Annotated in this window: 24 protein-coding genes and 1 pseudogene; 17 read left to right on the top strand and 8 right to left on the bottom strand. The window is 50.8% G+C overall.

What is annotated here, in order from left to right; translation table 11 throughout:
* Nucleotides 1-83: 83 nt before the first annotated feature.
* The 3 genes from OGV52_RS08430 to OGV52_RS08420 all read right to left on the bottom strand — a co-directional run bounded on the left by OGV52_RS08430 (nt 84) and on the right by OGV52_RS08420 (nt 4,955).
* The gene (locus OGV52_RS08430) at nt 84-917 is read right to left on the bottom strand and encodes a hypothetical protein (protein WP_142900985.1); all 834 of its coding nucleotides are present in this window, start codon (nt 915-917) and stop codon (nt 84-86) included.
* Between the two features lie 222 nt (nt 918-1,139).
* Entirely contained in the window at nt 1,140-2,849 is a 1,710-nt protein-coding gene (locus tag OGV52_RS08425) for a GTPase domain-containing protein (RefSeq protein ID WP_286808950.1), read from the bottom strand.
* A gap of 9 nt (nt 2,850-2,858) precedes the next feature.
* Nucleotides 2,859-4,955, bottom strand: a complete 2,097-nt coding sequence (locus OGV52_RS08420) for a GTPase (RefSeq protein WP_287108358.1) — start codon at nt 4,953-4,955, stop codon at nt 2,859-2,861.
* Between the two features lie 898 nt (nt 4,956-5,853).
* On the opposite strand from OGV52_RS08420, the pseudogene OGV52_RS23535 reads away from it, so the two are divergent.
* Nucleotides 5,854-5,988: pseudogene (locus OGV52_RS23535) on the top strand (alpha/beta hydrolase); the annotation flags it as partial.
* A gap of 176 nt (nt 5,989-6,164) precedes the next feature.
* On the opposite strand, the gene OGV52_RS08415 reads toward OGV52_RS23535, so the two are convergent.
* Complete coding sequence (locus OGV52_RS08415; RefSeq protein WP_016156532.1) at nt 6,165-6,881, bottom strand: YebC/PmpR family DNA-binding transcriptional regulator; 717 nt, start codon at nt 6,879-6,881, stop codon at nt 6,165-6,167.
* A 455-nt stretch (nt 6,882-7,336) separates the two neighbouring features.
* Here OGV52_RS08415 and OGV52_RS08410 point away from each other — a divergent pair, with 455 nt between their 5' ends.
* Nucleotides 7,337-7,624 (top strand): VF530 family protein, encoded by a 288-nt coding sequence (locus tag OGV52_RS08410; protein ID WP_016153085.1) that lies wholly within the window; start codon nt 7,337-7,339, stop codon nt 7,622-7,624.
* 12 nt (nt 7,625-7,636) lie between these two features.
* Nucleotides 7,637-9,004: a glycoside hydrolase family 10-like protein gene (locus OGV52_RS08405; RefSeq protein ID WP_049042183.1), complete on the top strand. Its 1,368-nt coding sequence runs from the start codon at nt 7,637-7,639 to the stop codon at nt 9,002-9,004.
* A gap of 65 nt (nt 9,005-9,069) precedes the next feature.
* Here the strand turns inward: OGV52_RS08405 and OGV52_RS08400 are convergent, their stop codons facing one another.
* Both OGV52_RS08400 and hdeB read right to left on the bottom strand, forming a co-directional pair.
* Complete coding sequence (locus OGV52_RS08400; protein WP_279272922.1) at nt 9,070-11,013, bottom strand: methyl-accepting chemotaxis protein; 1,944 nt, start codon at nt 11,011-11,013, stop codon at nt 9,070-9,072.
* Between the two features lie 155 nt (nt 11,014-11,168).
* Nucleotides 11,169-11,498, bottom strand: coding sequence for an acid-activated periplasmic chaperone HdeB (gene hdeB / locus OGV52_RS08395; RefSeq protein WP_003019999.1), 330 nt, complete (start codon nt 11,496-11,498; stop codon nt 11,169-11,171).
* Between the two features lie 400 nt (nt 11,499-11,898).
* Here hdeB and OGV52_RS08390 point away from each other — a divergent pair, with 400 nt between their 5' ends.
* From OGV52_RS08390 to OGV52_RS08360, 7 genes are read left to right on the top strand one after another with little or no spacing between them, the layout of a single operon-like run.
* A complete protein-coding gene (locus tag OGV52_RS08390) occupies nt 11,899-12,765 on the top strand; it encodes a MurR/RpiR family transcriptional regulator (RefSeq protein ID WP_016156533.1) in 867 nt (288 codons plus the stop codon).
* A gap of 14 nt (nt 12,766-12,779) precedes the next feature.
* Complete coding sequence (ddpX, locus tag OGV52_RS08385; protein WP_016156534.1) at nt 12,780-13,367, top strand: D-alanyl-D-alanine dipeptidase; 588 nt, start codon at nt 12,780-12,782, stop codon at nt 13,365-13,367.
* Between the two features lie 15 nt (nt 13,368-13,382).
* Nucleotides 13,383-14,945, top strand: a complete 1,563-nt coding sequence (locus OGV52_RS08380) for an ABC transporter substrate-binding protein (RefSeq protein WP_103766298.1) — start codon at nt 13,383-13,385, stop codon at nt 14,943-14,945.
* A gap of 44 nt (nt 14,946-14,989) precedes the next feature.
* Nucleotides 14,990-16,012, top strand: a complete 1,023-nt coding sequence (locus tag OGV52_RS08375) for an ABC transporter permease (protein ID WP_287108354.1) — start codon at nt 14,990-14,992, stop codon at nt 16,010-16,012.
* Nucleotides 16,009-16,905, top strand: a complete 897-nt coding sequence (gene ddpC, locus OGV52_RS08370; RefSeq protein WP_075848214.1) for a D,D-dipeptide ABC transporter permease — start codon at nt 16,009-16,011, stop codon at nt 16,903-16,905. The genes OGV52_RS08375 and ddpC overlap by 4 nt, the downstream gene beginning before the upstream one ends.
* On the top strand, nt 16,902-17,888 hold the full coding sequence (locus OGV52_RS08365) for an ABC transporter ATP-binding protein (protein ID WP_216403446.1): 987 nt from the start codon (nt 16,902-16,904) through the stop codon (nt 17,886-17,888). Before ddpC ends, OGV52_RS08365 begins: the two co-directional genes overlap by 4 nt.
* Complete coding sequence (locus OGV52_RS08360) at nt 17,881-18,816, top strand: ABC transporter ATP-binding protein (RefSeq protein WP_131345767.1); 936 nt, start codon at nt 17,881-17,883, stop codon at nt 18,814-18,816. Before OGV52_RS08365 ends, OGV52_RS08360 begins: the two co-directional genes overlap by 8 nt.
* 28 nt (nt 18,817-18,844) lie before the next feature.
* Here the strand turns inward: OGV52_RS08360 and OGV52_RS08355 are convergent, their stop codons facing one another.
* Nucleotides 18,845-19,735, bottom strand: a complete 891-nt coding sequence (locus OGV52_RS08355; RefSeq protein ID WP_016153095.1) for a LysR family transcriptional regulator — start codon at nt 19,733-19,735, stop codon at nt 18,845-18,847.
* Between the two features lie 142 nt (nt 19,736-19,877).
* Here OGV52_RS08355 and OGV52_RS08350 point away from each other — a divergent pair, with 142 nt between their 5' ends.
* Genes OGV52_RS08350 through OGV52_RS08325 form a run of 6 tightly spaced genes read left to right on the top strand, consistent with a single transcriptional unit; the run spans nt 19,878 to nt 25,593 of the window.
* Complete coding sequence (locus OGV52_RS08350) at nt 19,878-20,585, top strand: CoA transferase subunit A (protein ID WP_046276373.1); 708 nt, start codon at nt 19,878-19,880, stop codon at nt 20,583-20,585.
* 2 nt (nt 20,586-20,587) lie between these two features.
* Nucleotides 20,588-21,244 (top strand): CoA transferase subunit B, encoded by a 657-nt coding sequence (locus OGV52_RS08345; protein WP_103847926.1) that lies wholly within the window; start codon nt 20,588-20,590, stop codon nt 21,242-21,244.
* A 10-nt stretch (nt 21,245-21,254) separates the two neighbouring features.
* Nucleotides 21,255-22,460: an acetyl-CoA C-acetyltransferase gene (locus OGV52_RS08340; protein WP_259688585.1), complete on the top strand. Its 1,206-nt coding sequence runs from the start codon at nt 21,255-21,257 to the stop codon at nt 22,458-22,460.
* Nucleotides 22,450-23,373, top strand: coding sequence for a 3-hydroxyacyl-CoA dehydrogenase family protein (locus OGV52_RS08335; RefSeq protein ID WP_103766302.1), 924 nt, complete (start codon nt 22,450-22,452; stop codon nt 23,371-23,373). The genes OGV52_RS08340 and OGV52_RS08335 overlap by 11 nt, the downstream gene beginning before the upstream one ends.
* 43 nt (nt 23,374-23,416) lie before the next feature.
* Nucleotides 23,417-24,811: a GntP family permease gene (locus OGV52_RS08330; RefSeq protein WP_200079951.1), complete on the top strand. Its 1,395-nt coding sequence runs from the start codon at nt 23,417-23,419 to the stop codon at nt 24,809-24,811.
* 11 nt (nt 24,812-24,822) lie between these two features.
* Entirely contained in the window at nt 24,823-25,593 is a 771-nt protein-coding gene (locus OGV52_RS08325; protein WP_049271553.1) for a 3-hydroxybutyrate dehydrogenase, read from the top strand.
* 50 nt (nt 25,594-25,643) lie between these two features.
* Here the strand turns inward: OGV52_RS08325 and OGV52_RS08320 are convergent, their stop codons facing one another.
* Nucleotides 25,644-26,072 (bottom strand): OsmC family protein, encoded by a 429-nt coding sequence (locus OGV52_RS08320; protein WP_181220429.1) that lies wholly within the window; start codon nt 26,070-26,072, stop codon nt 25,644-25,646.
* A gap of 227 nt (nt 26,073-26,299) precedes the next feature.
* Here OGV52_RS08320 and sra point away from each other — a divergent pair, with 227 nt between their 5' ends.
* A complete protein-coding gene (gene sra / locus OGV52_RS08315; RefSeq protein ID WP_006684530.1) occupies nt 26,300-26,440 on the top strand; it encodes a stationary-phase-induced ribosome-associated protein in 141 nt (46 codons plus the stop codon).
* Nucleotides 26,441-26,538 lie beyond the last annotated feature (98 nt).

The raw sequence follows: 26,538 nt of genomic DNA, 5'->3' as shown, positions 1-26,538 counted from the left end.
CAGGGACAATATTATGGACGTCACATCATGTTCAACAGCAATTCAGGGATAACCCGTATCTACCCAATCGACCAGTCTATTACTCACTCAATAATGTTTATCGTGGTAGTAGGCCAATTTGTTTTTTCAGTTTCGAAAGTATCTGGGTCAAAAGCCAACAATTCATTTCTTTCGAAATGCATCAATACCCTACCACCAAAAGTGATTTCTTTAGACTCTTTGTTAGGCCAGTAAACATTAAAGGCTTTCGTATTTAAGTGATTATAAACTTTGAATATTTGAGGTGCCCCCCCGATGTATGGTTTTTGTCGATCAAAGATGAATTCTTTTAAAACTTCAAATGGCTCCATATGTATACCGATATCTTCAATTCTGTTCCTTTCTCTTAAAAGAGCATAAACTCTTTCATTAGCCAGATTGGCATCATCTCCTATAAATGCAAAGTATTTATTTCCACCACCTTTTTTTCTGTGAGTAGATGCACTTCGAAACTTGAATGCATTTTCTCTATTATCAAAATATACAGTCCAAATTTTGAAGGATTGAGTTTTCCATGAATACCCAGCTAATATGAACTTCACTTCGGCAGGATCGGGTAATTTTTGCCCACGTGGAAGATCTGTGATTTGCTTCCACATCTCATTGAATAAAGACAATAAATACCCACGAAGAATGGTTAAATCGAAAGCTCTTGATCTCATTTTGGGATGCATTTGAACTGCAGATTGTAGTTGCAACATCAGAGGGTACGCATTGTTTGTATCTCCAGCAAAAGCTATAACTGAATCTCCTCGGCCTAAGTCTAAGACTTTTGGACCAATGTCCCACGCTCTACCACCACTAAGGCGTGAGTCACTAGAAACATACAGTTCTTTGGTATTATTATTATGTCTAACCCAAGCTGCGACTAATGTCATATCTTTCCTTATTAAGTTTATCTATTGGTCTTTAATGATTAATCTTAGCATCCTACTAAATTAACTTCTAAAGTTGACAACAATCCAAACATTATCCTAATTAAGAATCAACAAAGGCCAGCCCATCTTTTAATGGGTAAAAACAGGCTGGCAAGAGTGTATAGTTTTGGAACACCTATTTAGCGCAGAACACTAGATACAAAATAATTATGTCTTGAAATATTAAAAGGCACCATGAATCTCTTCGCGTAAATTTTTGATTTCATCCAGTTGTGCCCGCAGCGCATTAGCGCTATCGGATTTACCTTCAACCTGTGAGCGTATTTCATGCAGAGCCTCATCGATATTCGTGATAGGCAGATCAAAGCCCATTTCAAGCACCTTCTTGAGCTGAGTATCCATACTCTCACGCACGGTTTCGCTGTATTCTTTAAAGTTTTTGCGAATGTCCCGCTTAATTTGAACAATCTTTTTTGCATGCTCAGACTGTTGATAGTCATCATAAATCTGCATACCCACCCCAAAAATCGCCATGGCGGGACCCAGAAATTTTGCGCCCTTCCCTATTTTTTCCGCTATTTTTACCGCCTCCCAAGCTTTGAACTTGTAGCCAAAGAAGCCCCCAATTTCTTTAATAGCACTGTGCAGGCTGCTACCAGAAATGGATTTCAGCCCCGTTTTAGAGGCATCACCTATAGCGCTTTTTGCCAGGAAGGAAAACCCTTTCTCTGCAGACTTCACCATACCCTGATTAATTGCACTATTAAGCTTGAAGGGATCGTCGTTTGAGACGCTGCCGACTTTCCCTTGTTCGGCTTCGGGGTTGAAATTCTTTGCAGTCAATAGTGCTTCATTGATCTTCGCGCTGGCAGGGGTATTCGCCAATTCGACTAACTCAGCCTCCAGATCTGACAGACACTCGTCTACAGTGTCCCGCAGCGCTTCCAAAGTCGAATTAATTAGTCGCTCACATTTGTAAATCGCGCTGTCCTGCATCTTTTCGAATGCTTCCTGTTCTCCACCTAAAGCATCGGCCAGTTGGTTGCCTTGCTCAACGATCTGACTATTCAGCGTGTCCAGATTCACTCCGACTTTTTTAATCAGATCACGCCTGTTAGCCATAAATACGCGCTTGTTTTGAGTGAGTAAGCTCACCAAGCCTTTTTGCAGCGGGTCAGAAATAGTCAGCTCATCTATTTTTGATTCCAGCCTGACTTGAAGCTGCTGGAGAGGCGTTGTCAGCCTGGCGTACAGACCACGTTGCGCCACAAAACTATCAATGGCTTTGGTGAGCCCTTCCGCGTTGGAAAGCTCCAACAGCTCTTGACGCTCTTGCTCATCGTCCTCATCCAACGCGTCGAAGAATGACTGCGCGTCAGTAAAAACGATGGGAAAGTCCTCAGGAATTTTGGGCTCAAGCACCTGCGTGATACCCGAAATCTTAGTCTCTTTATCGGCCGAGTCGCTTTCAAACTTATTGATGACGATCATTATCTCCCCGGCGCGTCCTTGCTTAAAGCACAGGTCCCGGAAGGCCGCGCCAACGACATCATCAAACAGTTCATTGGTAATGACATAGACCAGAAGATCTGCTTTCGATATCGCCTCAAGCGCTTTGGCATCATGTTGTTCGCATTCACCCGCAAGTATCCCAGGCGTATCCCAGATGTTTAACGACTTATGCTGATATTGAGTAACCGCATCTGTAGTAACACCGGACCCAGTTTTGATATTCTCGATACCCGTCAGCATTTTAATGAGAGAGGACTTGCCAGCACTATACTGTCCGGCAAAAACAAGATTTAACGGCGCTAAATTAATATCAAAATTTGCTTCCGATGCATTGACGTTACCGGCGCACCATAACTCATGAGAACGTTGGTAAAGGCTTTCCACCTTTTCTTTGAGCGTGTTGTAACCAATTTCGGTCATGACTCTTCCTTAAACAGTGATGAGGTCTATTTCACAGGAACAAAGCGCAGCCACCATTTTTATGCGGCGGTGGTCTTTCCCAATAATTTTACTTATATTTTTTTTCTGAACGAATACGGAAACATTATTATCTCCGGTCAGTTCGACCCTATCTACGAGCCCTTTATAAAGATGTGATATTTTTTTATCTAGGCTTGTGTTATACACTGCCAGTATCTTTTCTCTCATGGATTTACTCATAGCTATAAGAAGGTCAGTGTTTCGGAAATAATCTGAAATAAGAAAATAACATGCATAGCCAGGAATGCGCACCACCTTGATCGGCCTCGGCAGGACAAAATGTTGCTTAGTGATGATATGAGCCACTCTGTTCAGTAGCCTAAAGTTAATCTCGTGCTTCAAGGTACAGAGTTGACTGTCGGCAACATCCATTTCACTTATAAACTTACTCAGTGCTTGACAAAGAAGAGACAGGTTGTTTTCCGCCGGGATAATGCAGGCCCGATGGATATTCATTTCGAACCAATCGACTAGATTAGCCTTTATTTTTTTCTTACTTCCCTCGATATCATCAAGCAAAACCTGACGCTGTTTAGACTTAGCCTCTTTAAGTTTTTTAGCACGACTATCTGAGAATAACGAGAATATGGTGAATACTAAACCAATACCAGCCGCCACCCAACCGACAGGATTCCAGGCATTAAAGAATGCAATAGCACTTATAGCCCCGGCTATCGCCGAACCCCAGCCATTTATTCGCCTGAAGTCGAACTCGCTGAAGTTCTTCCCATTGTGGATAACTTCAAAAGACAGAGTAATATCAAGTCCCTCATTCATTTCACGATTGAAATCCTGAAGTTCCTCCATCACCTGCTCAGCCAAATCCTGCACCGATTTCTCAATATTTTTAACAATATTTAAACTTTTATAATGACGATCCCAGGCGCCTGCCGCATTGTCACTCTCAATATTGTCATCAACAAAATCAGCCACAGAGTCAATGAGAGGTTTAAAAGCCAGATCGACCTCCCTTGAGAGGAACCGTGGTGCATCGCGAAGCGTCTTCATCTTCCATTGGGAAATACGTGTGAGGCCGCTTTCATACTGTGGCAAAAGCATGGAAAGTTGATCCCTTTGTCTTAGAATCAGTAAACTCTGCTCCTCAATATGGTGAAGGCTTGAATCTAGAAACGTCTGGACTCTACGGATCGGGCCATTGCCTTCGACTTCTTCAATGAGCGCATTAAGAATGTGATCGATTCGGCTCAGCTCATGCAATTGAGTACCTTCTTCACCCGTGATAGTCGTTGCCAGGAAGGCAGCTTGGGCATGAATGGGGATGATTCGAACCGCGCCGGGATTGATGCCTACACGGCCAGCGAGTTTTTTTAAGCGCTCAGTATGCCCTTGAATATCTTCTTCTTTGAAAATATATTTTTCCGGATTATTCAGCGCCCGTCGCCGATTTCCCTCATTCTCCAGATCTTTTTTCATGTTCAACACGAAGATCAAGGGTTTGTTGAGCTTATGAACATGTTCGAGCTCAACAAAAGTTGATTCCTGAATACTGTCGCTATTCAGCATGAACAGCACGACGTCTGACTGTTCAAGGAGCTCGTGGGCAACCTGCGTGTCCTCCAGGCCGTTATAGGCTCCGAAGCCAGGAGTGTCGACTATCCTTAAGTTGTTCCATTCGTACTCTTGAACGTCGCGTGTTGTTCTTTGTGCTCCTTTACCAATGGTCCGACCATCTCCTCGGGTAATCGCCTCGCGAACCGTACTTTTACCCGCCATTGTGCGACCAAAAAGCATGACGTTAAAGCAATCAAGACTTCTTAGCTGCTTTGCAAGATTGGCGTTTCGTTTCGAGAGTAGCTTTCCATAATCCCTCTCAAGGTTATGCAGCATGTCGGTAAGACCATCAACAACCATCTTATCTTTGGAAAGCGTTCGGCTACCATGTTCAATCACGCGTTGCAATTCTTTACTCAACCCATCGATAATGGCATCGCATTGTTCGAAGTGGCGCTGAACAGTCGTGTACTCTTCTTTGGCGATCCGTCTACAGGTCTTGAGCGACGCCAGGTAGTTATTTTGATCCGTCATTGCTAACTCCGTTTTATCCCTCGGTTTCGGCTTTAACTCCCACTGACCAAGAATTTAATTTTATTCAAAATTTCAATAGAATAATCAAAATTATTGATGATACCAGTTGAGAGAAGATAAGCTCATTTTATATTAATAATATTCATTAGAAATAGCGGATGTTTTATTAAACATATGGCTTTCCGTATTACATGATTCTAATTTTATTTACTTATTCCTTAACGTTGACACCTGAAGCGCCAGGGTGATTAAATTTTTTTTTGAAGCCCCCCTCACCAATACTATTTCGCTTGATTCTTTGTGTGTTGTTAGATTGGTTTATTAATAATTATAGTCGCGTTTTATTGCCCTATCACCGTTTGCATAGAATATTGTTATAACTTGGATGCAATGAAAGTTTCATTTTTTAGAAATGATTGCTACCAGGGTTGAGCTTAAACTCAACGGGAAAACTAGTCAGCAGTGACAACGCTACCGCTTTCAGAATTAGTTATTCTGAATAAGTCTTAGTGCATCTAGATGTTACAGAAACTAAACATTTTTTCAAGAAGGCAATCAGAAAACCCCTAAACATGGTGTGTGTGATTCTACGGCGAACATAGCTAATGTTCCATGCACTGAACAAGCGTATGCTGCCAGAACATGCTCATAGGAAATGAATACCCTGTTAGTTCATGAAGTCATTTAGCTCACCCCGAGAAAAATATCATTTAAATCAATGATATACACAATTGATTTCTAATGAACAGAGCTCTCACTCAACATAAGTTAAATGCAATTTGGTATTTGATGGATGCTTAGTTCATACCCCTTAGCTGACGCCGTTCCATCAAATCCTTACCCTTCCCTTATCTGCTACGGTAACAAGTTTTCGTCAGATGACCCCGAATGCAGATCCCTCTTTAGCCATTCTCAGTTTGGCGGTTCCGGTTGGTACACAGTGATGAAAAACGATAAGGTCAGAGCTGTTGTCGCCTTCGAGTCAGGAAGCCAGGAAGCGGTTTTTTTCATTCCTGGAAAAGCTCCCCCTGCTAATCCTGACTGAAAACTGCTGGACATGACTGTCTGCCTTGAGCAAAAGCAGACAGTCACTTTGATTTTCTACCGTAAATTTTTTCTTTTTTTATAATCAATGTATCGGGCTAGATATTTTTGTAACAACTTTATAAGTTAAAGATCTGCCGCAATAACAGATTCCTTTATTTATAATTAGAGGTTTGCAACGTTGTGATAGACTTTTTGAACATCATCGTCATCTTCAAGGGCATCTACGAGTCCTGCAAAGATTTCTAAATCTTCTGGTGAAAGTTCAACTTCTGATTGAGCAATCATTTCTAATTCTGTTGTTGAGAATTCAGTAATCCCAGCGGCTTTCAGGGCTGCAATTCCTTTATGAAGGTCTGTAGATTCAGTATAAATAACGATGTTTCCCTCTTCTTCGGTTACATCGCGAACATCTACATCAGCATTAAGCAAAATTTCAAAAATATGGTCAGGATCTGTTCCTTCAAATACAATCACCCCGGTATTGTCAAACATATAGCTGACAGCACCTGCCGCTCCGATATTCCCGCCTTTTTTATTGAAAATTGAGCGGACATTAGCAATCGTACGGTTAACATTTGACGTCAATGTTTCAGCGATAATCAGTGAACCACTTGGACCAAAGCCTTCATAACGCCCTTGCACGAACGTTTCATCGCTGCCGCCTTTGGCTTTATCAATTGCTTTATCAATAACGTGTTTAGGAACCTGTGCTTGTTTCGCACGTTCAATAACGAATTTTAAAGCAGAGTTTGATTCTGGATCTGGTTCACCTTGTTTGGCAGCAGCATAGATTTCTACACCGAATTTTGCATATATATTAGACGTTGCACCGTCTTTAGCAGTTTTTTTAGCAACAATATTTGCCCATTTACGTCCCACTGGAATAGTCTCCTCAGAAATTCATTTACATTACACGCAGATTAATAACCTGCAAATTTTTCCGCAATATTATATCATGATATGTAAACTCTCGTCCATGAAAAACAAAATATCCATGTTTTACTAAATGTTACTTTAATTTTATCAATAGTTAACATTATGGATATGTTATTTTCGGTTTTTTTTGGATCTTTCGTTTTTTAATTTTAATAGTTGAACGACAGCAATAATATATAAATAAAGAGAAGCTAAAGTAACAATCCAGGTATAAATACTCACTTAAGATTAATGAACGCATCTAATCCACATCTTTTCTTCAGCAATGTCTGGCTGATGTTTACTTCTTAATCATGAAAGCCTGAGGAACAGATGCCATTGCTGGTCGCCCCGCTTTCTTGTAACCTTCTTCCCGTTGCACTACTGACAAAATCTGGAACCACTGAACTGGACTTCATATGAATGCTCATATTTCTAAAGACCCTTTACATGGCGTAACGCTTGAAATGCAGGTCAATGCACTGGTTGATCGTTATGGTTGGGCTGAGCTGGCGCAACGCATTAATATCAACTGCTTTAAAAATGAGCCGAGCGTTAAATCCAGTCTGAAGTTTCTGCGCCGCACGCCGTGGGCGCGGGCAGAAGTTGAAGCGCTGTACCTGGATTCACTGCATGACCTTGCCTCAAATAACACCACCGAACCGGCGTTCGATCCCTGGGCTAACAGCCGCAACAAGAAGAATTAAGAGCAAAATCTGATGTCAGCATCCGGTTTTATTTCAGCAAATTATCAGAAAAAACTGGCGAATATTCTCGCCCGTTCCCGAGCCAGGCTGCCGCGAACCAACATGAAATGGTTCGCGCTGCTCGTAGGCAGTATGTTGCTACTTGGCAGTTGTTCTTCACAGCCGCCCGGTTCAAAAATCACCCCACTGCCCCCGGTGGGCAATCCACAGCAGAGCAAGGAGCCGGTACGCGGTATATGGCTGGCGACGGTTTCGCGTCTTGACTGGCCGCCGATTTCATCCGTCAACATCAGCTCGCCTGCCGTTCGTATCAGCCAGCAGCAAAAGGCGCTGACTGACAAGCTGGATAACCTGAAACGTCTTGGTATTAACACCGTTTTTTTCCAGGTGAAGCCCGATGCCACTGCGCTGTGGCAATCTACAATCTTGCCGTGGTCAGATACCCTGACCGGTAAAATTGGTCAGGATCCGGGTTACGATCCGTTACGGTTTATGCTCGATGAAGCGCATAAACGCGGAATGAAAGTCCATGCCTGGTTTAACCCCTACCGCGTGTCCGTTAACACTAAACCGGCAACGGTTACCGAATTAAACAACACGCTGTCACAGACGCCTTCCAGCGTTTATGTCTTGCATCGGGACTGGATCCGTACCTCGGGCGAGCGTTTTGTGTTAGATCCCGGTATTCCCGAAGTGCGTGACTGGATAACCAGTATCGTGGCTGAAGTAGTTGAGAATTACCCGGTTGACGGCGTGCAATTCGATGATTATTTCTATACCGAGTCTCCCGGCTCTGCGCTCAACGACAGCCAGACCTTCAGAAGATACGGCCAGGGATTTGTCTCCAAAGCTGACTGGCGGCGCGATAACACGCAACGCCTGATCGCTCAGGTTTCACGAACCATCAAGAAACTCAAACCTGAAGTTGAATTTGGCGTCAGCCCTGCGGGCGTGTGGCGCAACCGTTCGCACGATCCGGCGGGCTCCGACACGCGCGGCGCGGCAGCCTATGATGAATCGTATGCGGACACCCGCCGCTGGGTGCAACAAGGCTTGCTGGACTACATCGCCCCGCAGCTGTACTGGCCTTTTGCCCGCGACGCGGCGCGTTACGATGTGTTGGCGAAATGGTGGGCAGATGTCGTCAAATCAACCAACACCCGCCTGTATATTGGGGTGGCGTTGTACAAAGTCGGTGAGCCGTCGCGAAAAGAACCTGACTGGACGGTCAAAGGCGGCGTGCCGGAGCTGAAAAAACAGCTCGATCTGAACGAGTCTGAACCGCACATTAACGGCACAATTTTGTTTCGCGAAGATTACCTTAATCAGCCGCAAACGCAGGAAGCCGTGACCTATATTCGCAGTCGTTGGGGGCGTTAATGGTCGTCCGTATTGGATTTATAACGTAAGAGCGTCCGGTTATACGGACGCTCTTAACCGATCCATCAGGCAACTGAAGGCTCAGGCAATCTGAATGATGAGACCAGCATCGCCAGCTGTTCCGCCTCCTCTTTCAGCGCCTGCGTTCGCGCGGCAGCATCATCTATTAACGAGGCGTTTTGCTGAACGGTGCTGTCCATTTCGGTAACGGCCAGCGTAACTTCGGAAACGCCCTTGCGTTGTTCTTCACCCGCGACGCGTATTTCCCCCATCAACTGACGTACCTGACGTACATTACTGACCAGTTCTCCCAGACGTTCGCCCGCATTGTGAATTTGCTGACTTCCGCTACCTACATGAGAAACGGATTCATCAATCAACGCTTTTATTTCCTGCGCGGCAGTGGCACTGCGCTGAGCCAGCGTGCGCACTTCGGAGGCCACAACGGCAAACCCTCTCCCGGCATCACCTGCTCTGGCGGCTTCAACCGCGGCATTCAGGGCGAGAATATTGGTCTGGAACGCAATGCTGTCGATAACCGCGACAATTTCCACCATTCTGCCGGATGAGGCACTGACATTATCCATTGTAGAGATAACACCCTGCATAACATCGCCGCAGCGGTTGGCCGTTTGCGCGGTGCTATCAGAGAGCTCATCCGCCAGTTGTGTATTACTGGCATTTTGATGAACGGTCGCATTTAACTGTTCCATCGCCGCCGAACTCTCTTCCAGCGCAGCGGCCTGTTGCGTCACGCGAGATGAAAGTTCCATATTACTGTCTGCCAGGCTGACAGCGTTATTCGCCACCACTACGCTACTGCTTCTGACAGTGATCAGGATGGCTGAGATTTTATCGACGAACAGGTTAAACGCTTCGGCGATAGCAGAAATCTCATCTTTGCCACGCACATCCAGGCGACGGGTAAGATCGCCTTCTCCCTGCGCAATGTCATCGAGAGCCTGACGGGTATCATCGAGACGTGAAATCAGTCGGCGAACCACCAGCCAGGATCCCACCAGCAACAGGGTCATGATCGGGATCAACACTTCCAGCACGTCCTGCATCATCACTTTGGCAAGGCCGACGATACGCGATTCAGGCGTCGCAAGACCAACAACCCAACCGGTATCCGCCATCGGGAACAGCATCACCCGTGAAGCCGAATTCAGGACGTTATCATTTGCAAGCGTAATCGTTTTCACCCCGTCCGCTGGGCGCAGAGATTTCAGACCGTTTTCCACCGGGATAAGCCATTGCGCGCTTTGCGCCAGATCGTTAATGGTTTTATATTTCGCCAGATCGGCCTGCGGGAAATAGAGGATTTGTCCCTGCTTGTCCACCACAAACGCGTAACCACCGGTGCTGTTTCCCTGCTGCTGCATGAAAGTGGCTACGTTATCCAGGCGAATATCGGTGGTGGCGACACCGGCAAACTTGCCCGCCAGTTGATAAGGTACGCTGCACGTCACCATGTTGACGCCTGAACTGGCGTCCTGGTAGACATCAGACCATAAGCAACTGTTTTGTGAATGCCCTTTAGCATGCTGATACCAGTTTTCATTGTGGTATCCGCTTGACCCCTCGACGTTATAGTCGTTGGAATACACCAGTTTACCTTCAGCATTACGCGCCCAGAAAAAGCTTCTTTTCTCCACACCTGTGGTGAAAGCGTCTGGTTCTGGCCAGATACCGCCGCCGGTAATAATTGAATCTTTATCTTCACCAATCAGATGCGGAACGACGCTTTGATAAAGAGATTCATCATTTGGCAGCACCTCAGCCAGTCGTGACAAGCTAACGGTCTCACCTTCAATTCGGGACAATACGGTACTCAACTGACGGGTTAAACCTTGCCCTGTTTCTTCGATCAGGGCGGTGTTGATTTCAACGACGCGCGGTTGGCCACGCCAGAGCATAATCACCACAATAACAAGGGTCGTGACTGCAAGCAGCAGAATGCCGCCGATGGTTAAACGCGTTGAAATACGAGTAGGATACCAGGCCATACAAACTCCTTCTGCAAAAGGCTAACTTTTATCCAGTATCGGCACAGGCGTTTATATCTTTATAAAGTTTTCTTAAGTATCACAAAATAAATAGGTGACATTGTCACAAATAGCAAAACCCAGCACTTTGGCTGGGTTTTAATAATGACTTAATCTTATTTGGATAATTCTTTTTTGATTTCGTCTTTTATTTTGCTTAATTCGCTCTGCGGATGTTTTTTACAAAGTTCAACGGTCAGAGGAACTGCAGTAGTCACGGTTTCGTTATAGTCTACGTAATCGCCACCCTTGAAATCTTCGTCTTCATTGAGCACCCAGAAAGCCACCGGGGCCATAGTTTGCGGGTTCAAATCAATAAACTCCTGGCAATTCATGCCTTTTGGAGTCACTTCAGTTTTAGCGTTATCAGTTGCTGCATTGACGCTGACACTGGTTAACAGCGCTGCGACCAGAATACCTGCTGTAGAAAGGGAGAATTTATTCATTGTAGTACTCCATTTATAATATAAATAATATCTACACTTGCGCTTCAAACCGTTAATGTAGTTCGCAAAAAATAATACCCCTAACGTCATAAGAATAAAGATTGCCACCATTGATATGGCTGAAATTTATATTTCACATTACTGATTCTGATGTCTGGGCGTAAAACGTGACCACAATGTGATCGTTCCGACGAAATCAGCAGATTCATACCCCTCTTCCCCTGTCGCTGCACCAAAACTGAACTACGCTGCACAAATGTTGATCATTAGTTAACGGATATGGGCTGATTTTTAACAAAAATGGTCGGCGTGCCGCTGTTACCAACATGGCACGCGTCCTGCATTGTTAATTTGCTAACAGTGAGCCGTACTCTGACAAACAATTAACAGCGAGAAGGTAATGACAGCGAAACCGGAGTTATTTACCCGTATAGAGCAGACCTTTAGCCAACTGACGCCCAGCGAAAAGCGCGTGGCCGGGTGGCTGTTAGCCCATGCTGTGCAGATCCCTTTTGAAACCGCGGATGGTATTGCTAAAGCGACTGGTACCAGCGGCATTACCGTTGGACGCTATCTGCGCAAACTGGGTTTTCGCAATCTGGAAGATGCAAAAGCCAGCCTGCGGGAGCTACCCGTCGTCGCCTATCAACCCTGGGGGATGAACGAGCGGCTGGACTCCTGGCACCAACAACAAAGCCTGCCAGATCGCGCGCAGCAGTCGCTGTTACTGGAAATCGACGCCATTACCTATGTCTATCAACTCGCGCAAGGCGAAACGTTTTTACGCATAGCGCAGCGGCTGGCGCATGCGGAAGCCGTGTATATCCTTGGGATCCAGTCCACCCGCGGGATCGCTAACGCCTTTTTCAGTCACCTGGAATACCTGCGGCCTAAAGTCAGCTACTCCGAAGGGCTTTCCGGCAGTTGGGTCGAGTCGCTGAATTCAGGATTCACCCAGCCTTACGTGGTGATCACCGATATGCGCGCCTATTCCGCTATCTCGCGACAATATTGCCGCGTTGCCACAGAACGCTGCATTCCGCTGGCGTTAATCACCGATGTGTGGTGCCCGTGGGCCAGAGACTATTCCATTGACTTACTTCAGGTGAAAACTGACACCGGACATTTCTGGGACTCACTGGCTCCGGTGAGCTGTCTGTTCAACTTATTACTCTCTGCGGTGGTGGCACAACTGGGTGACTCCCTCGCAGAACGCCTGCAAACCAATCGCCAGTTACAACAACAATTTGGTCAATTCGAACAATAAACAGGAAACGTGCTATGTCAGAAACCCCAGAACTGGTCGATCTGTCGGTGATATTCCCGTCGCTACATATCGATCTTAAATACGCTACGGCAGACAACATTACCGGCGCCCCTATCTACCGGGAAGCTCGTTGCCTGTTGCACACCGAGGCGGTCACTGCGCTGGCGAAAAGCATCAGTATTGCGCAACTGGCGGGCCTGAAACTTGTGGTATACGACGCGTATCGCCCGCAGCAGGCGCAGGCGGTGCTGTGGAATGCGTGTCCAGATCCTCAGTATGTTGTTGATGTGGCGATAGGATCCAATCACAGCCGCGGGACGGCCATTGACGTTACGCTAATGGACGATCGTGGCAATCTTCTCGATATGGGCGCGGGCTTTGATGAGATGCACGACCGTTCCCATGCCTGGCACCCTTCTGTTCCTCCGGCTGCGCAGCGCAACCGCCTGCTGCTCAATGCCATTATGTTTGGCGGCGGTTTTGTCGGTATCACCAGCGAGTGGTGGCATTTTGAATTACCTGATGCCGCCCGCTATCCGCTGCTTGACGATCAGATAGATTGTTACACTGTCACACCCATAACAACACAACATTCCCTTTAATTCTGGAGCCTGGTTATGAAGACTACACTTGCGTTAAACGCGTTTTTTCGCCCCGCTCTGATAGCCGTTGCGCTGGCGTTTGCCCTGCCCGCTGCGCAGGCCGCCGTTCCCAAAGATATGCTGGTGATCGGCAAAGCTGCCGATCCGCAGACGCTCGATCCCGCCGTGACCATCGATAACAACGACTGGACGGTCACCTATCCCTCTTATCAGCGGCTGGTTCAGTACAAAACGGATGGCGGTAAAGGCTCCACGGAAGTTGAAGGCGATTTGGCCAGCGGCTGGAAGGCCTCTGACGACCAAAAAGAGTGGACGTTTATCCTGAAAAACGATGCCAAATTCGCCGATGGAACGCCGGTGACGGCTGATGCGGTTAAGCAATCTTTTGAACGCTTGCTCAAAATCGGCCAGGGGCCTGCAGAAGCGTTCCCGAAAGATCTGAAGGTTGAGGCTATCGATAACAATACGGTGAAGTTTACCCTCAGCCAGCCATTTGCGCCGTTCCTGTATACGCTGGCCAATGACGGGGCTTCAATTATTAACCCGGCCGTCTTAAAAGAGCATGCCGCAGACGATGCCCGCGGATTCCTGGCGCAGAACACGGCAGGCTCCGGTCCCTTCATGCTCAAAAGCTGGCAAAAGGGACAGCAGTTGGTGCTGGTTCCTAACCCATATTATGCCGGTGCAAAACCTGCGTTTAAGCGGGTTTCGGTAAAAATTATCGGTGAAAGCGCCTCTCGCCGTCTGCAATTGTCGCGGGGTGATATCGACATTGCCGATGCGCTTCCGGTCGATCAGCTTGCCGCCTTAAAACAGGAAGGCAAAGTTAACGTGGCAGATTATCCCTCGTTGCGCGTGACCTATCTGTATCTGAATAACAGTAAAGCGCCGCTCAATCAGGTGGATTTACGCCGCGCCATCTCGTGGGCCACCGATTATAAAGGCATGGTAAACGGGATCCTGAGCGGCAACGGTAAGCAAATGCGAGGTCCGATCCCTGAAGGCATGTGGGGTTTTGACGACAAGGCCATGCAGTACAGTTTCGATGAAGCCAAAGCGAAAGCGGCGTGGGAGAAAGTTGCCACCAAACCTGACAGCCTGAGCTTCCTGTACTCGGATAATGACCCTAACTGGGAACCTATCGCGCTCGCGACCCAGGCAAGCCTTGGCAAACTGGGCATTAAGGTCAAGCTGGAAAAACTGGCGAACGCCACCATGCGTGACCGCGTGGGCAAAGGAGATTACGACATTGCCATTGGCAACTGGAGCCCAGATTTCGCCGATCCGTACATGTTTATGAACTACTGGTTTGAGTCAGATAAGAAAGGCTTGCCGGGTAACCGTTCGTTCTATGAAAACGGTGAGGTCGATAAGCTGCTGCGTAGCGCGCTGGCCACGACCGATCAGGTTGCCAGAACCAATGACTACCAGCAGGCGCAAACTATCGTGATTGATGAAGCCGCCTACGTCTATTTATTCCAGAAAAACTATCAGTTGGCGATGAACAAAGACGTCAAAGGATTTGTATTCAACCCCATGCTGGAACAGGTCTTCAATATCTCCACCATGAGTAAATAAGCCACGTTAATGCGGAGCCGCTCTGGCTCCGCAAGGGGAAGCTAATGACGTTCTGGAGCATTTTACGCCAGCGATGCTGGGGACTTATTCTGGTGGTTATCGGTGTTTGCGTAATCACTTTTATTATTTCGCACCTGATACCTGGCGACCCCGCGCGGCTATTGGCGGGCGATCGCGCCAGTGATGAAATTGTCGAAAATATTCGCCAACAGTTGGGGCTGAACCAGCCGCTGTATGTCCAGTTTTTTCGCTATGCCAGCGACATTTTTCACGGCGATTTAGGCACCTCTATTCGCACCGGACGTCCGGTGCTGGATGAGCTGCGCATCTTCTTCCCCGCCACCCTTGAGCTGGCTTTCTGCTCCTTGTTGCTGGCGCTGGTTATCGGTATTCCTTTGGGCATTTTATCTGCGGTCTGGCGCAACCGCTGGCTTGATCACCTCGTTCGCCTGATGGCGATCACCGGTATCTCCACGCCAGCATTTTGGCTGGGGCTGGGGGTGATTGTGCTGTTTTATGGTCATCTGCAAATTTTACCCGGCGGTGGACGTTTAGACGACTGGCTGGATCCGCCAACTCACGTCACCGGGTTCTATCTGATTGATGCACTGCTGGAAGGCAATGGCGAAGTCTTTTTCAATGCGCTTCAGCACCTGATCCTGCCATCACTGACGCTGGCCTTTGTGCACCTGGGGATCGTTGCCCGCCAGATTCGCTCCGCCATGCTGGAGCAACTGAGTGAAGATTACATTCGCACCGCTCGCGCCAGCGGGTTGCCAGGCTGGTACATCGTGTTGTGTTACGCGTTGCCAAATGCGCTTATCCCCTCGATAACCGTTCTCGGCCTGGCATTGGGCGATCTGCTCTACGGTGCGGTGCTGACTGAAACGGTCTTCGCCTGGCCGGGAATGGGCGCCTGGGTGGTGACGTCGATTCAGGCGCTCGACTTCCCGGCGGTAATGGGATTTGCCGTGGTGGTCTCTTTCGCCTATGTGCTGGTTAACCTGGTGGTGGATTTACTCTACTTGTGGATCGATCCACGAATTGGACGCGGAGACGCACAATGATGCTCACACAAGAAACGCCAGCCGCGCCTCAGACAGCACGCCGTCGCACGGACTGGGCTAAACTGTTCTGGATGATGAAAAGCAGCCCGCTGACGCTGGTTGGCGGGGTCATCATTGTAGTGATACTGCTGCTGATGGTGCTGTCGCCGTGGATAACCCCTCACGACCCTAATGCCATCAATTTGAGTGCACGCCTGCTGCCCCCGTCAGCCGCTCACTGGTTTGGTACCGATGAAGTCGGCCGCGATCTGTTCAGTCGCGTTCTGGTGGGTAGCCAACAATCGGTCGTTGCGGGGCTGGTCGTGGTGGGTATCGCCGGGGGATTGGGTTCGCTGCTGGGCTGTTTGTCTGGCGTAATGGGCGGACGCGCCGATGCAATTATTATGCGAATAATGGACATTATGCTGTCCATTCCCTCGCTGGTGCTGACGATGGCGCTGGCCGCCGCGTTGGGTCCAAGCCTGTTTAACGCCATGCTGGCGATTGCTATCGTACGTATTCCGTTTTATGTGCGCCTCGCACGCGGTCAAACGTTAGTAGTGCGCCAGTTTACCTATGTGCAGGCGGCGCGGACCTACGGCGCATCACGCTGGCATCTGATTAGCTGGCACATTTTACGTAACTCTCTGCCCCCGCTAATTGTGCAAGCGTCGCTCGATATCGGCAGTGCGATCCTGATGGCCGCTACGCTCGGATTTATCGGTCTGGGCGCACAGCAACCCAGCGCTGAATGGGGAGCGATGGTCGCAATAGGCCGTAATTATGTGCTTGATCAGTGGTGGTATTGCGCTTTCCCAGGCGCCGCCATTCTGATTACCGCCGTGGGCTTTAATCTCTTTGGCGATGGTATTCGCGATCTGCTTGACCCGAAAGCCGGAGGAAAACAGTCATGACACAACCCGTGCTGGAAATCGAAGATTTGCATTTGAGTTTTCCCGGCTATAAAGCTGACGTGCATGCGCTTAACCATGTATCGCTGCATATCAACCGCGGAGAAATCGTTGGCGTGGTTGGTGAGTCCGGTTCCGGTAAGTCCGTGACGGCCATGCTCACCATGCGTCTGCTGCCGGAAGGCAGTTATCATATCCACCAGGGACGCGTTTCGCTGCTGGGGGAAGATGTGCTCAATGCCAGCGAGAAGCAAATGCGCCAATGGCGCGGCGCACGCGTAGCGATGATCTTTCAGGAACCCATGACGGCGCTGAATCCGACCCGACGCATCGGTCAGCAAATGGTGGAGGTTATCCGCCATCATCAGGCATTAAGCCGCACGGATGCCCGTCAGAAAGCCATCGCTTTACTCCAGGAGATGCAAATCCCGGACGCGGCGGAAGTCATGAAGCGTTTCCCGTTTGAGCTTTCCGGCGGGATGCGCCAGCGCGTAATGATAGCGCTGGCCTTTTCGTGTGAACCGGAGCTTATTATTGCCGATGAACCGACCACCGCTCTGGACGTCACGGTGCAACTGCAGGTGCTGCGTTTGCTGAAGTTAAAAGCGCGAGCCAGCGGGACAGCCGTGTTATTTATCAGCCATGATATGGCGGTGGTTTCACAGTTATGCGACCGGTTGTACGTCATGTATGCCGGAAGCGTGATTGAGAGTGGCCCAACGCAAACCGTTATTCAACGCCCGACGCATCCCTATTCCATTGGTCTGCTGAAATGCGCGCCGGAGCACGGCGCGCCGCGCGCATTGCTGCCCGCCATTCCCGGCACCGTGCCGAACTTAACCTGCTTACCGACGGGATGCGCGTTTCGCGAGCGCTGCTTTGCCGCTGGCCCCCGTTGTGAAGAAACACCTGCGTTACGCAGTCAGGGAGGCGGGGATCAACAATCTGCCTGCTGGTATCCGCAACTGGAGACAACACATGTCTGATTTTTTACTGGCGCTGCAGAATGTTCATGTCAACTTCCCTGCGCGTAAAAACTGGCTCGGCAAGGTAACGGAACGGGTGCATGCCCTCAATGGTCTGGATTTACAGATCCGTCAGGGGGAAACGCTGGGGATTGTTGGCGAGTCCGGTTGTGGAAAAAGTACGCTGGCGCAACTGCTGATGGGGATGCTGAAACCCAGTCAGGGCAGCTATGCGCGCCGTGATGACAAGCAGCATACCGGTATGCAAATGGTCTTTCAGGATCCCCTTTCATCGCTGGATCCGCGCTTACCGGTATGGCGGATTATCACCGAACCGGTGTGGATCCAAAAACGTCCTGCAGAACGTGAGCGCCGTATGCTTGCTGAAGATTTGGCGCGACAAGTGGGAATTCGTCCTGAATATCTCGACCGCCTGCCGCATGCGTTTTCCGGTGGACAGCGCCAGCGTATTGCCATCGCCCGGGCGTTGTCATCAGAGCCGGACGTGATTGTGCTCGATGAACCTACTTCGGCGCTGGATATCTCCGTGCAGGCGCAAATTCTCAATCTGCTGGTGTCATTGCAGGCGCGCAGAAACCTGACCTACGTGCTGATCTCGCACAACGTGTCGGTGGTCCGCCATATGAGCGACCGCGTGGCGGTGATGTACCTCGGGCAAATTGTTGAGCTGGGCGATGCGCAGCAGGTACTCACGCAGCCCGCCCATCCCTACACGCGATTATTGCTGGATTCGGTCCCTAAAACGGGAGCACCGCTGGCGGAGGATTTGGTGTTACGGAAAACCGAACTACCGGGGAACCGAACGCTGCCCCAGGGTTGTTTTTTCCGTGACAGGTGCCCACTGGCAACCAGCGGCTGTGAGAAGAAACAGGCATTGCTGAAAAGTGATAGCGGTGGTGAAGTTCGCTGCTGGCGGGCGGTTGCATGAGCTGAGCAGTTGGCGTATTGCGTGAGAGTCAGGTGCAATACGCCTTTTTCAGTGAATCCACCAGCACTTCAGAAGCGGTAGATAACTTATGATGCGCCGAACGCAAAACGCCGATCCGACGCTGGATCACCGGCGTATCCAGATCGATACAGGTTGCGCCCAGCTCTGTCATTTGCGTACGGCACAATGCGGGCACGGCGCTGCCGCCCAGTCCGCTCGCCACCAGGCGACCAACCGTCACCAGTTGATGGCTCTCCAGCGCCACTTCCAGCGTATGCCCACTTTGCACCAGCTGTTCTTCCAGCATCAGGCGCACGGCAGAAGGACGTTGCAGGGTGATAAAATCCAGCGTCAGTAACTCGCGCCACGCAATACGATCCCGGCCCGCCAGTTTGCATGTCGGCGGAACAATCGCGATAAAACGATCCACGCCGAGCGGGGTGAAATGCAGATGTCCTGAAGAGTCCGGCTCAAAGGCAATGCCCATCTCCACCCGCCCTTCACTGACCATCTCAATCACTTGTTCGTTAATCACGTCATGTACCGTTACGTTGATCCCGGAGTAGGAATCACGAAACGTTTTCAGTACCGATGGCAGGACGTTAGCGGCGAATGAGGGCATGGCGGCAATAGAGATTTTCCCGCGCTGCAGCGTAAAGCGCTGACGCATTGCCTCTTCCGTATTCTCCCAGTCCGCCAGCAGTTGTCGCCCCATGTTGAGCAGCGTTTCTCCCTCCTGCGTCAGGGTCACTTTGCGGGTGGTTCTCAACAGTAACGCCCCGCCCAGTGAATCCTCCAGTCCTTTAATCGCCAGGCTTAAAGCGGGTTGCGACATATTCAGTCTTTCACTGGCATGAGCAAAATTCAGAGTGTGAGCTACCGCTAAAAACGCGCGTAACTGTTTGATGCTCATTCCCATTTCGCATTCCTTTAACTTGTTGAATACCTTTAATTAACATTAAATTGATAAAAAAACCCAATGAGTGAGTCACAAATTTAAAATTAACAAATCATTTTTCACCCCCAATGATGTCGGCAAGGACAACAGGAGGGGCAAGTGTATGGCTGGACTGGATAAACGGGTTGCCACCTATCAAGAGGCGCTGGCAGGACTGACCGATAACATGACGCTGCTGGCGGGCGGTTTTGGCTTATGTGGGATCCCTGAGAACCTGATTGCCGAAGTACGCCGTCGGGAGGTTCAGGGGCTTACGGTTGTGTCAAACAACTGCGGCGTGGATGGTTTTGGCCTTGGCGTTCTGCTGGAAACGCGCCAGGTACGCAAAGTGGTCGCATCTTATGTAGGTGAAAACGCCCTGTTTGAGCAGCAGGTTCTCAGCGGTGAACTGGAAGCTATCCTGACGCCGCAAGGCACGCTGGCTGAGCAGCTGCGCGCGGGCGGCGCGGGGATCCCGGCATTCTTTACCGCGACCGGATACGGAACCCCGGTCGCGCAAGGGAAAGAAGTTCGCGAGTTTGCCGGACGCCCTTACATCTTAGAGCAGGCGATAACCGGTGATTTTGCGTTGGTTAAAGGCTGGAAAGCCGACTGGTACGGCAACGTTATTTATCGCCACACTGCACAAAATTTTAATCCGCTGATGGCCGCCGCTGGGCGTATTACCGTCGTGGAAGTTGAAGAAATTGTCCCTCCCGGAGAGCTGGACCCCGCCGCAATTCACACCCCCGGAATTTACGTTAACCGCATTATCCAGGGGCAGTTTGAAAAACGTATTGAACAACGCACCCTGCGCCAGAAAGGAGCCTGACCATGTTAACGCGTGAACAAATGGCGATGCGTGTCGCCCGCGAGCTGCGAGACGGTTATTACGTCAACCTTGGGATTGGTATTCCTACTCTGGTGGCGAACTACATTCCTGAAGGCATGGACGTAATGCTGCAATCGGAAAACGGCTTGCTGGGTATGGGCCCGTTTCCCACGGAAGATGAAATTGATGCTGACATGATCAACGCCGGGAAACAGACCGTGACGGCGCGCAAAGGCGCGGCAATCTTCGACTCGGCGCAATCCTTCGCCATGATCCGCGGCGGTCACGTCGACCTGACGGTGCTCGGCGCGTTTGAAGTGGATGTTAACGGCAATATCGCCTCATGGATGATCCCCGGAAAAATGGTGAAAGGCATGGGCGGCGCGATGGATTTGGTTGCCGGAGCCGACAACATCATCGTGGTGATGACGCATGCCTCTAAAAGCGGCGAGTCGAAACTGCTTCCCGCCTGCACCCTGCCGCTGACCGGCGTGGCCTGTATTAAACGTGTGCTTACCGATCTGGCGTTGCTGGAGATTGCCGACGGGGCGTTCATTCTGCGCGAGCGAGCGCCGGGCATCAGCGTCGATGAAATTGTCTCCAGAACTGCCGGCAAGCTGATTGTTCCCGAAAATGTCCCCGAAATGCACTTTAGCTGAGGAGCTGACCATGCAGGATGTTGTTATTGTCGCGGCAACGCGCACCCCAATTGGCAGTTTTCATGGCGCGCTGGCTCCGCTTTCCGCGGTTGAACTAGGTTCAGTAGTGATCCGTTCGCTGCTGGAAAAAACCGCCGTGGCACCTGCGCAAATTGACGAAGTGATCTTCGGCCAGGTTCTGACGGCAGGCTGCGGCCAGAACCCTGCCAGGCAAACAGCGTTACGCGCAGGACTGCCGGTCACCACGCCCGCGTTAACCCTGAATCTGGTGTGCGGCTCGGGTATGAAGGCTGTGCATCAGGCGGTCCAGGCGATTCGCTGCGGCGATGCGCAAATTGTGATTGCCGGTGGGCAGGAGAGCATGAGCAATGCGCCCTATTTCCTCGACGGCGCCCGGGCGGGACTGCGGCTCGGTCATGCCAGCATGAAAGACAGCGTGGTGCATGACGGTCTGTGGGATGCGTTTAACGACTATCACATGGGGATTACCGCGGAAAATCTGGCGGATAAGTTCGTGATCGGTCGCGAGCAGCAGGACGCCTTTGCACTGCGCTCACAGCAAAAAGCAGCCGCCGCCATTGAAGCCGGTCGTTTTAGCGCGGAAATCACGCCAGTCAGCGTCCCGCAGGGCAAAAAACCGCCGCGTGTCGTGGATCGTGACGAACAGCCTCGTCCGGATACGCAGGCTGAAAAGCTGGCGCAGCTCAAACCAGCGTTTCGCCCAGGTAACGGCACGGTGACCGCCGGGAATGCCTCTTCAATCAACGATGGCGCCGCCGCGGTGATGTTGATGAGCGCCGCCAAAGCAGCAGAACTCAATCTGCCGGTTCTTGCCAGAGTGGCGGGCTACGCTGTCTCCGGCGTCGACCCTGCGATTATGGGCATTGGGCCGGTAGAGGCATCACTTCAGTGCCTGAAGCGAGCTGGCTGGACGTTGAATGATGTCGATCTCATTGAAGCCAACGAAGCCTTTGCCGCGCAAGCGCTGGCGGTTGGCGAATCCCTGAACTGGGACAGCAATCGGGTGAACGTAAACGGCGGCGCGATTGCGCTGGGCCATCCCATTGGGGCGTCAGGTTGCCGAATTCTGGTGACTTTGCTGCACGAAATGGCCCGCCGTAACGCCGCCAAAGGGCTGGCTACGCTGTGCGTAGGCGGCGGTCAGGGGGTGGCGCTGGCGGTTGAGCGCCCGCAGGAGGTATCTCATGAAAAGTAAGCATATCTGCGTACTGGGCGCGGGTTTAATGGGTGTCGGTATTGCCACCCACTTCGTCCGTTATGGTCACGATGTCTGGCTGTACGACACCGATAGCAACCGTATTGCAGACATTGGCGCAGTTGCCAGCGGTATTCTGGATGAACTGATTGCCACCGAACAGTTTCCTGCAGACGACAAAGAACAGGCTGTGAGTCGTCTGCATGGTACTACCTCGCTGCACGATATTGCCGCGTGCGGGTTACTGATCGAAGCCATCCCGGAGCGACTCGAACTCAAGCACGCGTTGTATGCGCAACTGGAAGCATTGATCGCGCCTGAGGCCGTCATTGCCAGTAACACCAGCGGCCTGCCGCCGGATGCGCTGGCAGAGAAGCTCGCCCATCCTGAGCGGTTGTTAATCGCCCATTTCTGGCACCCGCCGCATTTTATTCCACTGGTTGAGATTGTACCCGGCACGGCCACGAAGCCGGAATATCTGCAGGAACTGCAACAGCTGCTGCTTTCGATGCAGCTGGAAGCCGTTGTGCTCGACCGCGCCGCGCCGGGGTTTGTCGGTAATCGCCTGCAGTTCGCTCTGCTGCGTGAAGCGTTGCATATCGTAAAAAGCGGGATCGCCAGCGCAGAGGTGGTGGATCAGGTAATGCGCGCCTCGCTCGGTCGCCGCTATGCGATGGTCGGTCCGCTGGAGGCGGCGGATATGACCGGACTTTCTACGGTACAGGACATTTGTCGGCATCTGCTACCGGAGCTGGCAACCGGGAGCGACATGATGTCTCTGGTCGCTGACAAGGTGGCTAACGGTGATACCGGTTTGCGCAGCGGTCAGGGATTTTATCGCTGGGATGATTCGCGCAAGGAATATATCCAGCAACGCAGAGAGCATCAGCTGCGCTTTGCCCTGAAACCGTAACTTCTCTTTCTGTACCCCACTATAACAATGATATTGAGGAGTCATGATGAGTGTATTAATCGCCCTGGCAGCGTTGGGCCTGCTGATGCTGGCAGCCTATCGCGGATATAGCGTCATCCTGTTTGCCCCCATCGCGGCATTAGGTGCTGTATTGCTCACCGAACCCAGCGCCGTCGGCCCTGCCTTCACCGGCCTGTTTATGGAAAAAATGGTCGGTTTTGTGAAGCTTTACTTCCCGGTGTTCTTACTGGGCGCTGTGTTTGGCAAGTTAATCGAGTTATCGGGTTTTTCTCGCTCCATCGTTGCTGCCGCCATCAACATTCTCGGGCGTCGTCACGCCATCCCTGTGATTGTGCTGGTGTGTGCACTGTTGACCTACGGCGGCGTATCGCTGTTCGTGGTGGCATTTGCGGTGTATCCGTTTGCGGCGGAGCTGTTCCGTCAGAGTAATATTCCGAAGCGCCTGATCCCGGCCACCGTTGCGCTGGGCGCGTTTTCCTTCACCATGGACGCTCTGCCAGGCACGCCGCAGATCCAGAACATTATTCCGACCAGTTTCTTTGGAACTAACGCCTGGGCCGCGCCCTGGCTGGGTTTGATCGGCTCTCTGTTTATCATCGTTGTCGGTCTGGTTTATCTCGAGCGCCAGCGTCGTAAAGCGCAGGCAAAGAATGAAGGGTACGGCACTGAACTGTTAAACGAGCCGGAAACGCCGGATAACATTAACCTGCCGAACCCGATAATTGCTATCTCTCCGCTGATCCTGGTTGGCGTTTTTAACCTACTGTTTACCCGCTGGATCCCGCAATGGTATGGCGCTACGCATCAACTGGAACTTCCGGGCCTTGCCAAACCGATTACCACCGAAGTCGGTAAAATCACCGCTATCTGGGCGGTAGAAGCGGCGCTGATTTCTGGGATCCTGCTGGTGGTGCTCTTCGGCTATCGCAACATTAAAGGTCGCCTGGCGGAAGGGAGCCGAACGGCGGTTGGCGGCGCGATCCTCGCAGCCATGAACACCGCATCAGAATACGGTTTTGGCGCAGTGATCGCCGCCCTGCCAGGTTTCCTCGTGCTGTCAAAAGCGCTGGCGGCCATTCCCGACCCGCTGCTCAATGAAGCTATCAGCATCACCACGCTTGCCGGGATCACCGGCTCGGCGTCTGGCGGGATGAGTATTGCCCTCGCCGCCATGTCTGACACTTTTATTGCCGCCGCCCATGCCGCCAATATTCCCCTCGAGGTCTTCCACCGCGTGGCGTCAATGGCCAGTGGTGGTATGGATACCCTGCCACATAACGGTGCGGTCATTACCCTGCTGGCCATAACCGGTCTTAGCCATCGTCAGGCGTACGGCGGGATATTCGCCATTACCGTAATTAAAAGTCTGGCCGTGCTGTTTGTTATCGGCGTCTTCTACACCACCGGAATTGTTTAAGGAGAATCATCATGAACTTAACGGGAAAAACCGCTCTGGTTACCGGCTCTACCAGCGGTATTGGATTAGGCATCGCACAGGTGCTGGCGCAAGCGGGCGCTACCCTGATCCTTAACGGATTTGGTGATGTGGAAGCCGCCAAAGATGCCATTGCGCAGTATGGCAAAACGCCGGGCTATCATGGCGCGGACCTGAGCGATGAAGCGCAAATTGCCGACATGATGCGCTATGCCGATAGCGAATTTGGCGGTGTGGATATTCTGGTGAACAATGCCGGGATCCAGCATGTTTCTCCGGTGGAGACCTTCCCGGTTGATAAATGGAACGCGATTATCGCCATTAACCTCTCTTCTGTCTTTCACACCACGCGCCTGGCGCTTCCCGGCATGCGTGCGCGTAACTGGGGACGCATCATCAATATCGCTTCTGTTCATGGCCTGGTGGCTTCAAAAGAGAAATCCGCCTATGTGGCGGCGAAGCACGGCGTGGTGGGATTAACCAAAACCATTGCGCTGGAGACCGCGCAGACGGGTATTACCTGCAATGCGCTGTGCCCCGGTTGGGTGCTTACGCCGTTGGTCCAGCAGCAAATCGATAAACGTATTGCCGAAGGCGCTGAGCCTGACGCCGCGCGTGACGCCCTGCTGGCGGAAAAACAGCCGTCGCGCGAATTCGTCACGCCGCAACAGTTGGGTGAGCTTGCGCTATTTTTGTGCTCAGACGGGGCGTCGCAGGTGCGTGGTGTGGCGTGGAATATGGATGGCGGCTGGGTGGCGCAATAAAGATATCTGGTGCCGGATAAGACTCCGTCGCATCCGGCACACCATCTTTACTATTTTAACTGATAATCCAGCGTAATTTCCGCGTTCAGTACCTGTGATACCGGGCAGCCGGCTTTTGCTTTCTGGATGATGCCGTCAAACGTGGCGGCATCTATCCCCGGGACGCTCACCTGACTGTGTAGCGCGACTTTGGTGATAGCAAATCCGGCATCCACTTTATCCAGAGAAACATCGGCAGTGGTATCAATGGCATCTGGGGTAAAACCCGCTTCGCCCAGCATGAGCGAAAGCGCCATTGAGAAGCAGGCTGCATGCGCCGCGCCAATCAACTCTTCAGGATTGGTGCCTTTCGCCCCTTCAAATCGGGTATTAAACCCATACGGTTGCTGATTCAACACCCCACTTTCGGTCGACACGGTACCTTTACCGCGCTTAATGTCGCCTTCCCAGTGTGCCTGACCTTTCTTATGGATAGTCATTACCGCTCTCCTGTGTTGTCGTTGGAGTTACAAGTATAGGACGGCTGAGAAAAAGCATGGCACATACGGGATAGTTCTCATTTGCCGCTTAAGCATTGACCTTTCAGCTGAAATGACCGACCATCCAGAAAGCCGCTATTTTCAACATCGGCTTTCTATCAGGTTGTATTTCGTCCGTTCTCATACGGACTCGCCCTTGAAACCAGTAACAGGATTAAGGAGTTAGAATGAAATCGAACCGTCAGGCCCGTCATATTCTCGGACTGGACCACAAAATCTCAAACCAACGCAAAGTCGTGACCGAAGGTGACAAAACCAACGTGGTCAATAATCCTACCGGAAGAAAGCGCCGCGCTGACGGCAAATAGCCTTTCGCACGTCTGACTGAATAACGAGATAAACACCATTGCAACCGCAGTGGTGTTTTTGCTTATAAAACCCCTTAACCCATTCACAATGCTTTATA

The sequence above is a fragment of the Citrobacter sp. Cb041 genome (genome assembly GCF_030336655.1).
GTDB lineage: Bacteria > Pseudomonadota > Gammaproteobacteria > Enterobacterales > Enterobacteriaceae > Citrobacter > Citrobacter braakii.
This window is presented reverse-complemented; position numbering and strand designations above follow the sequence as displayed.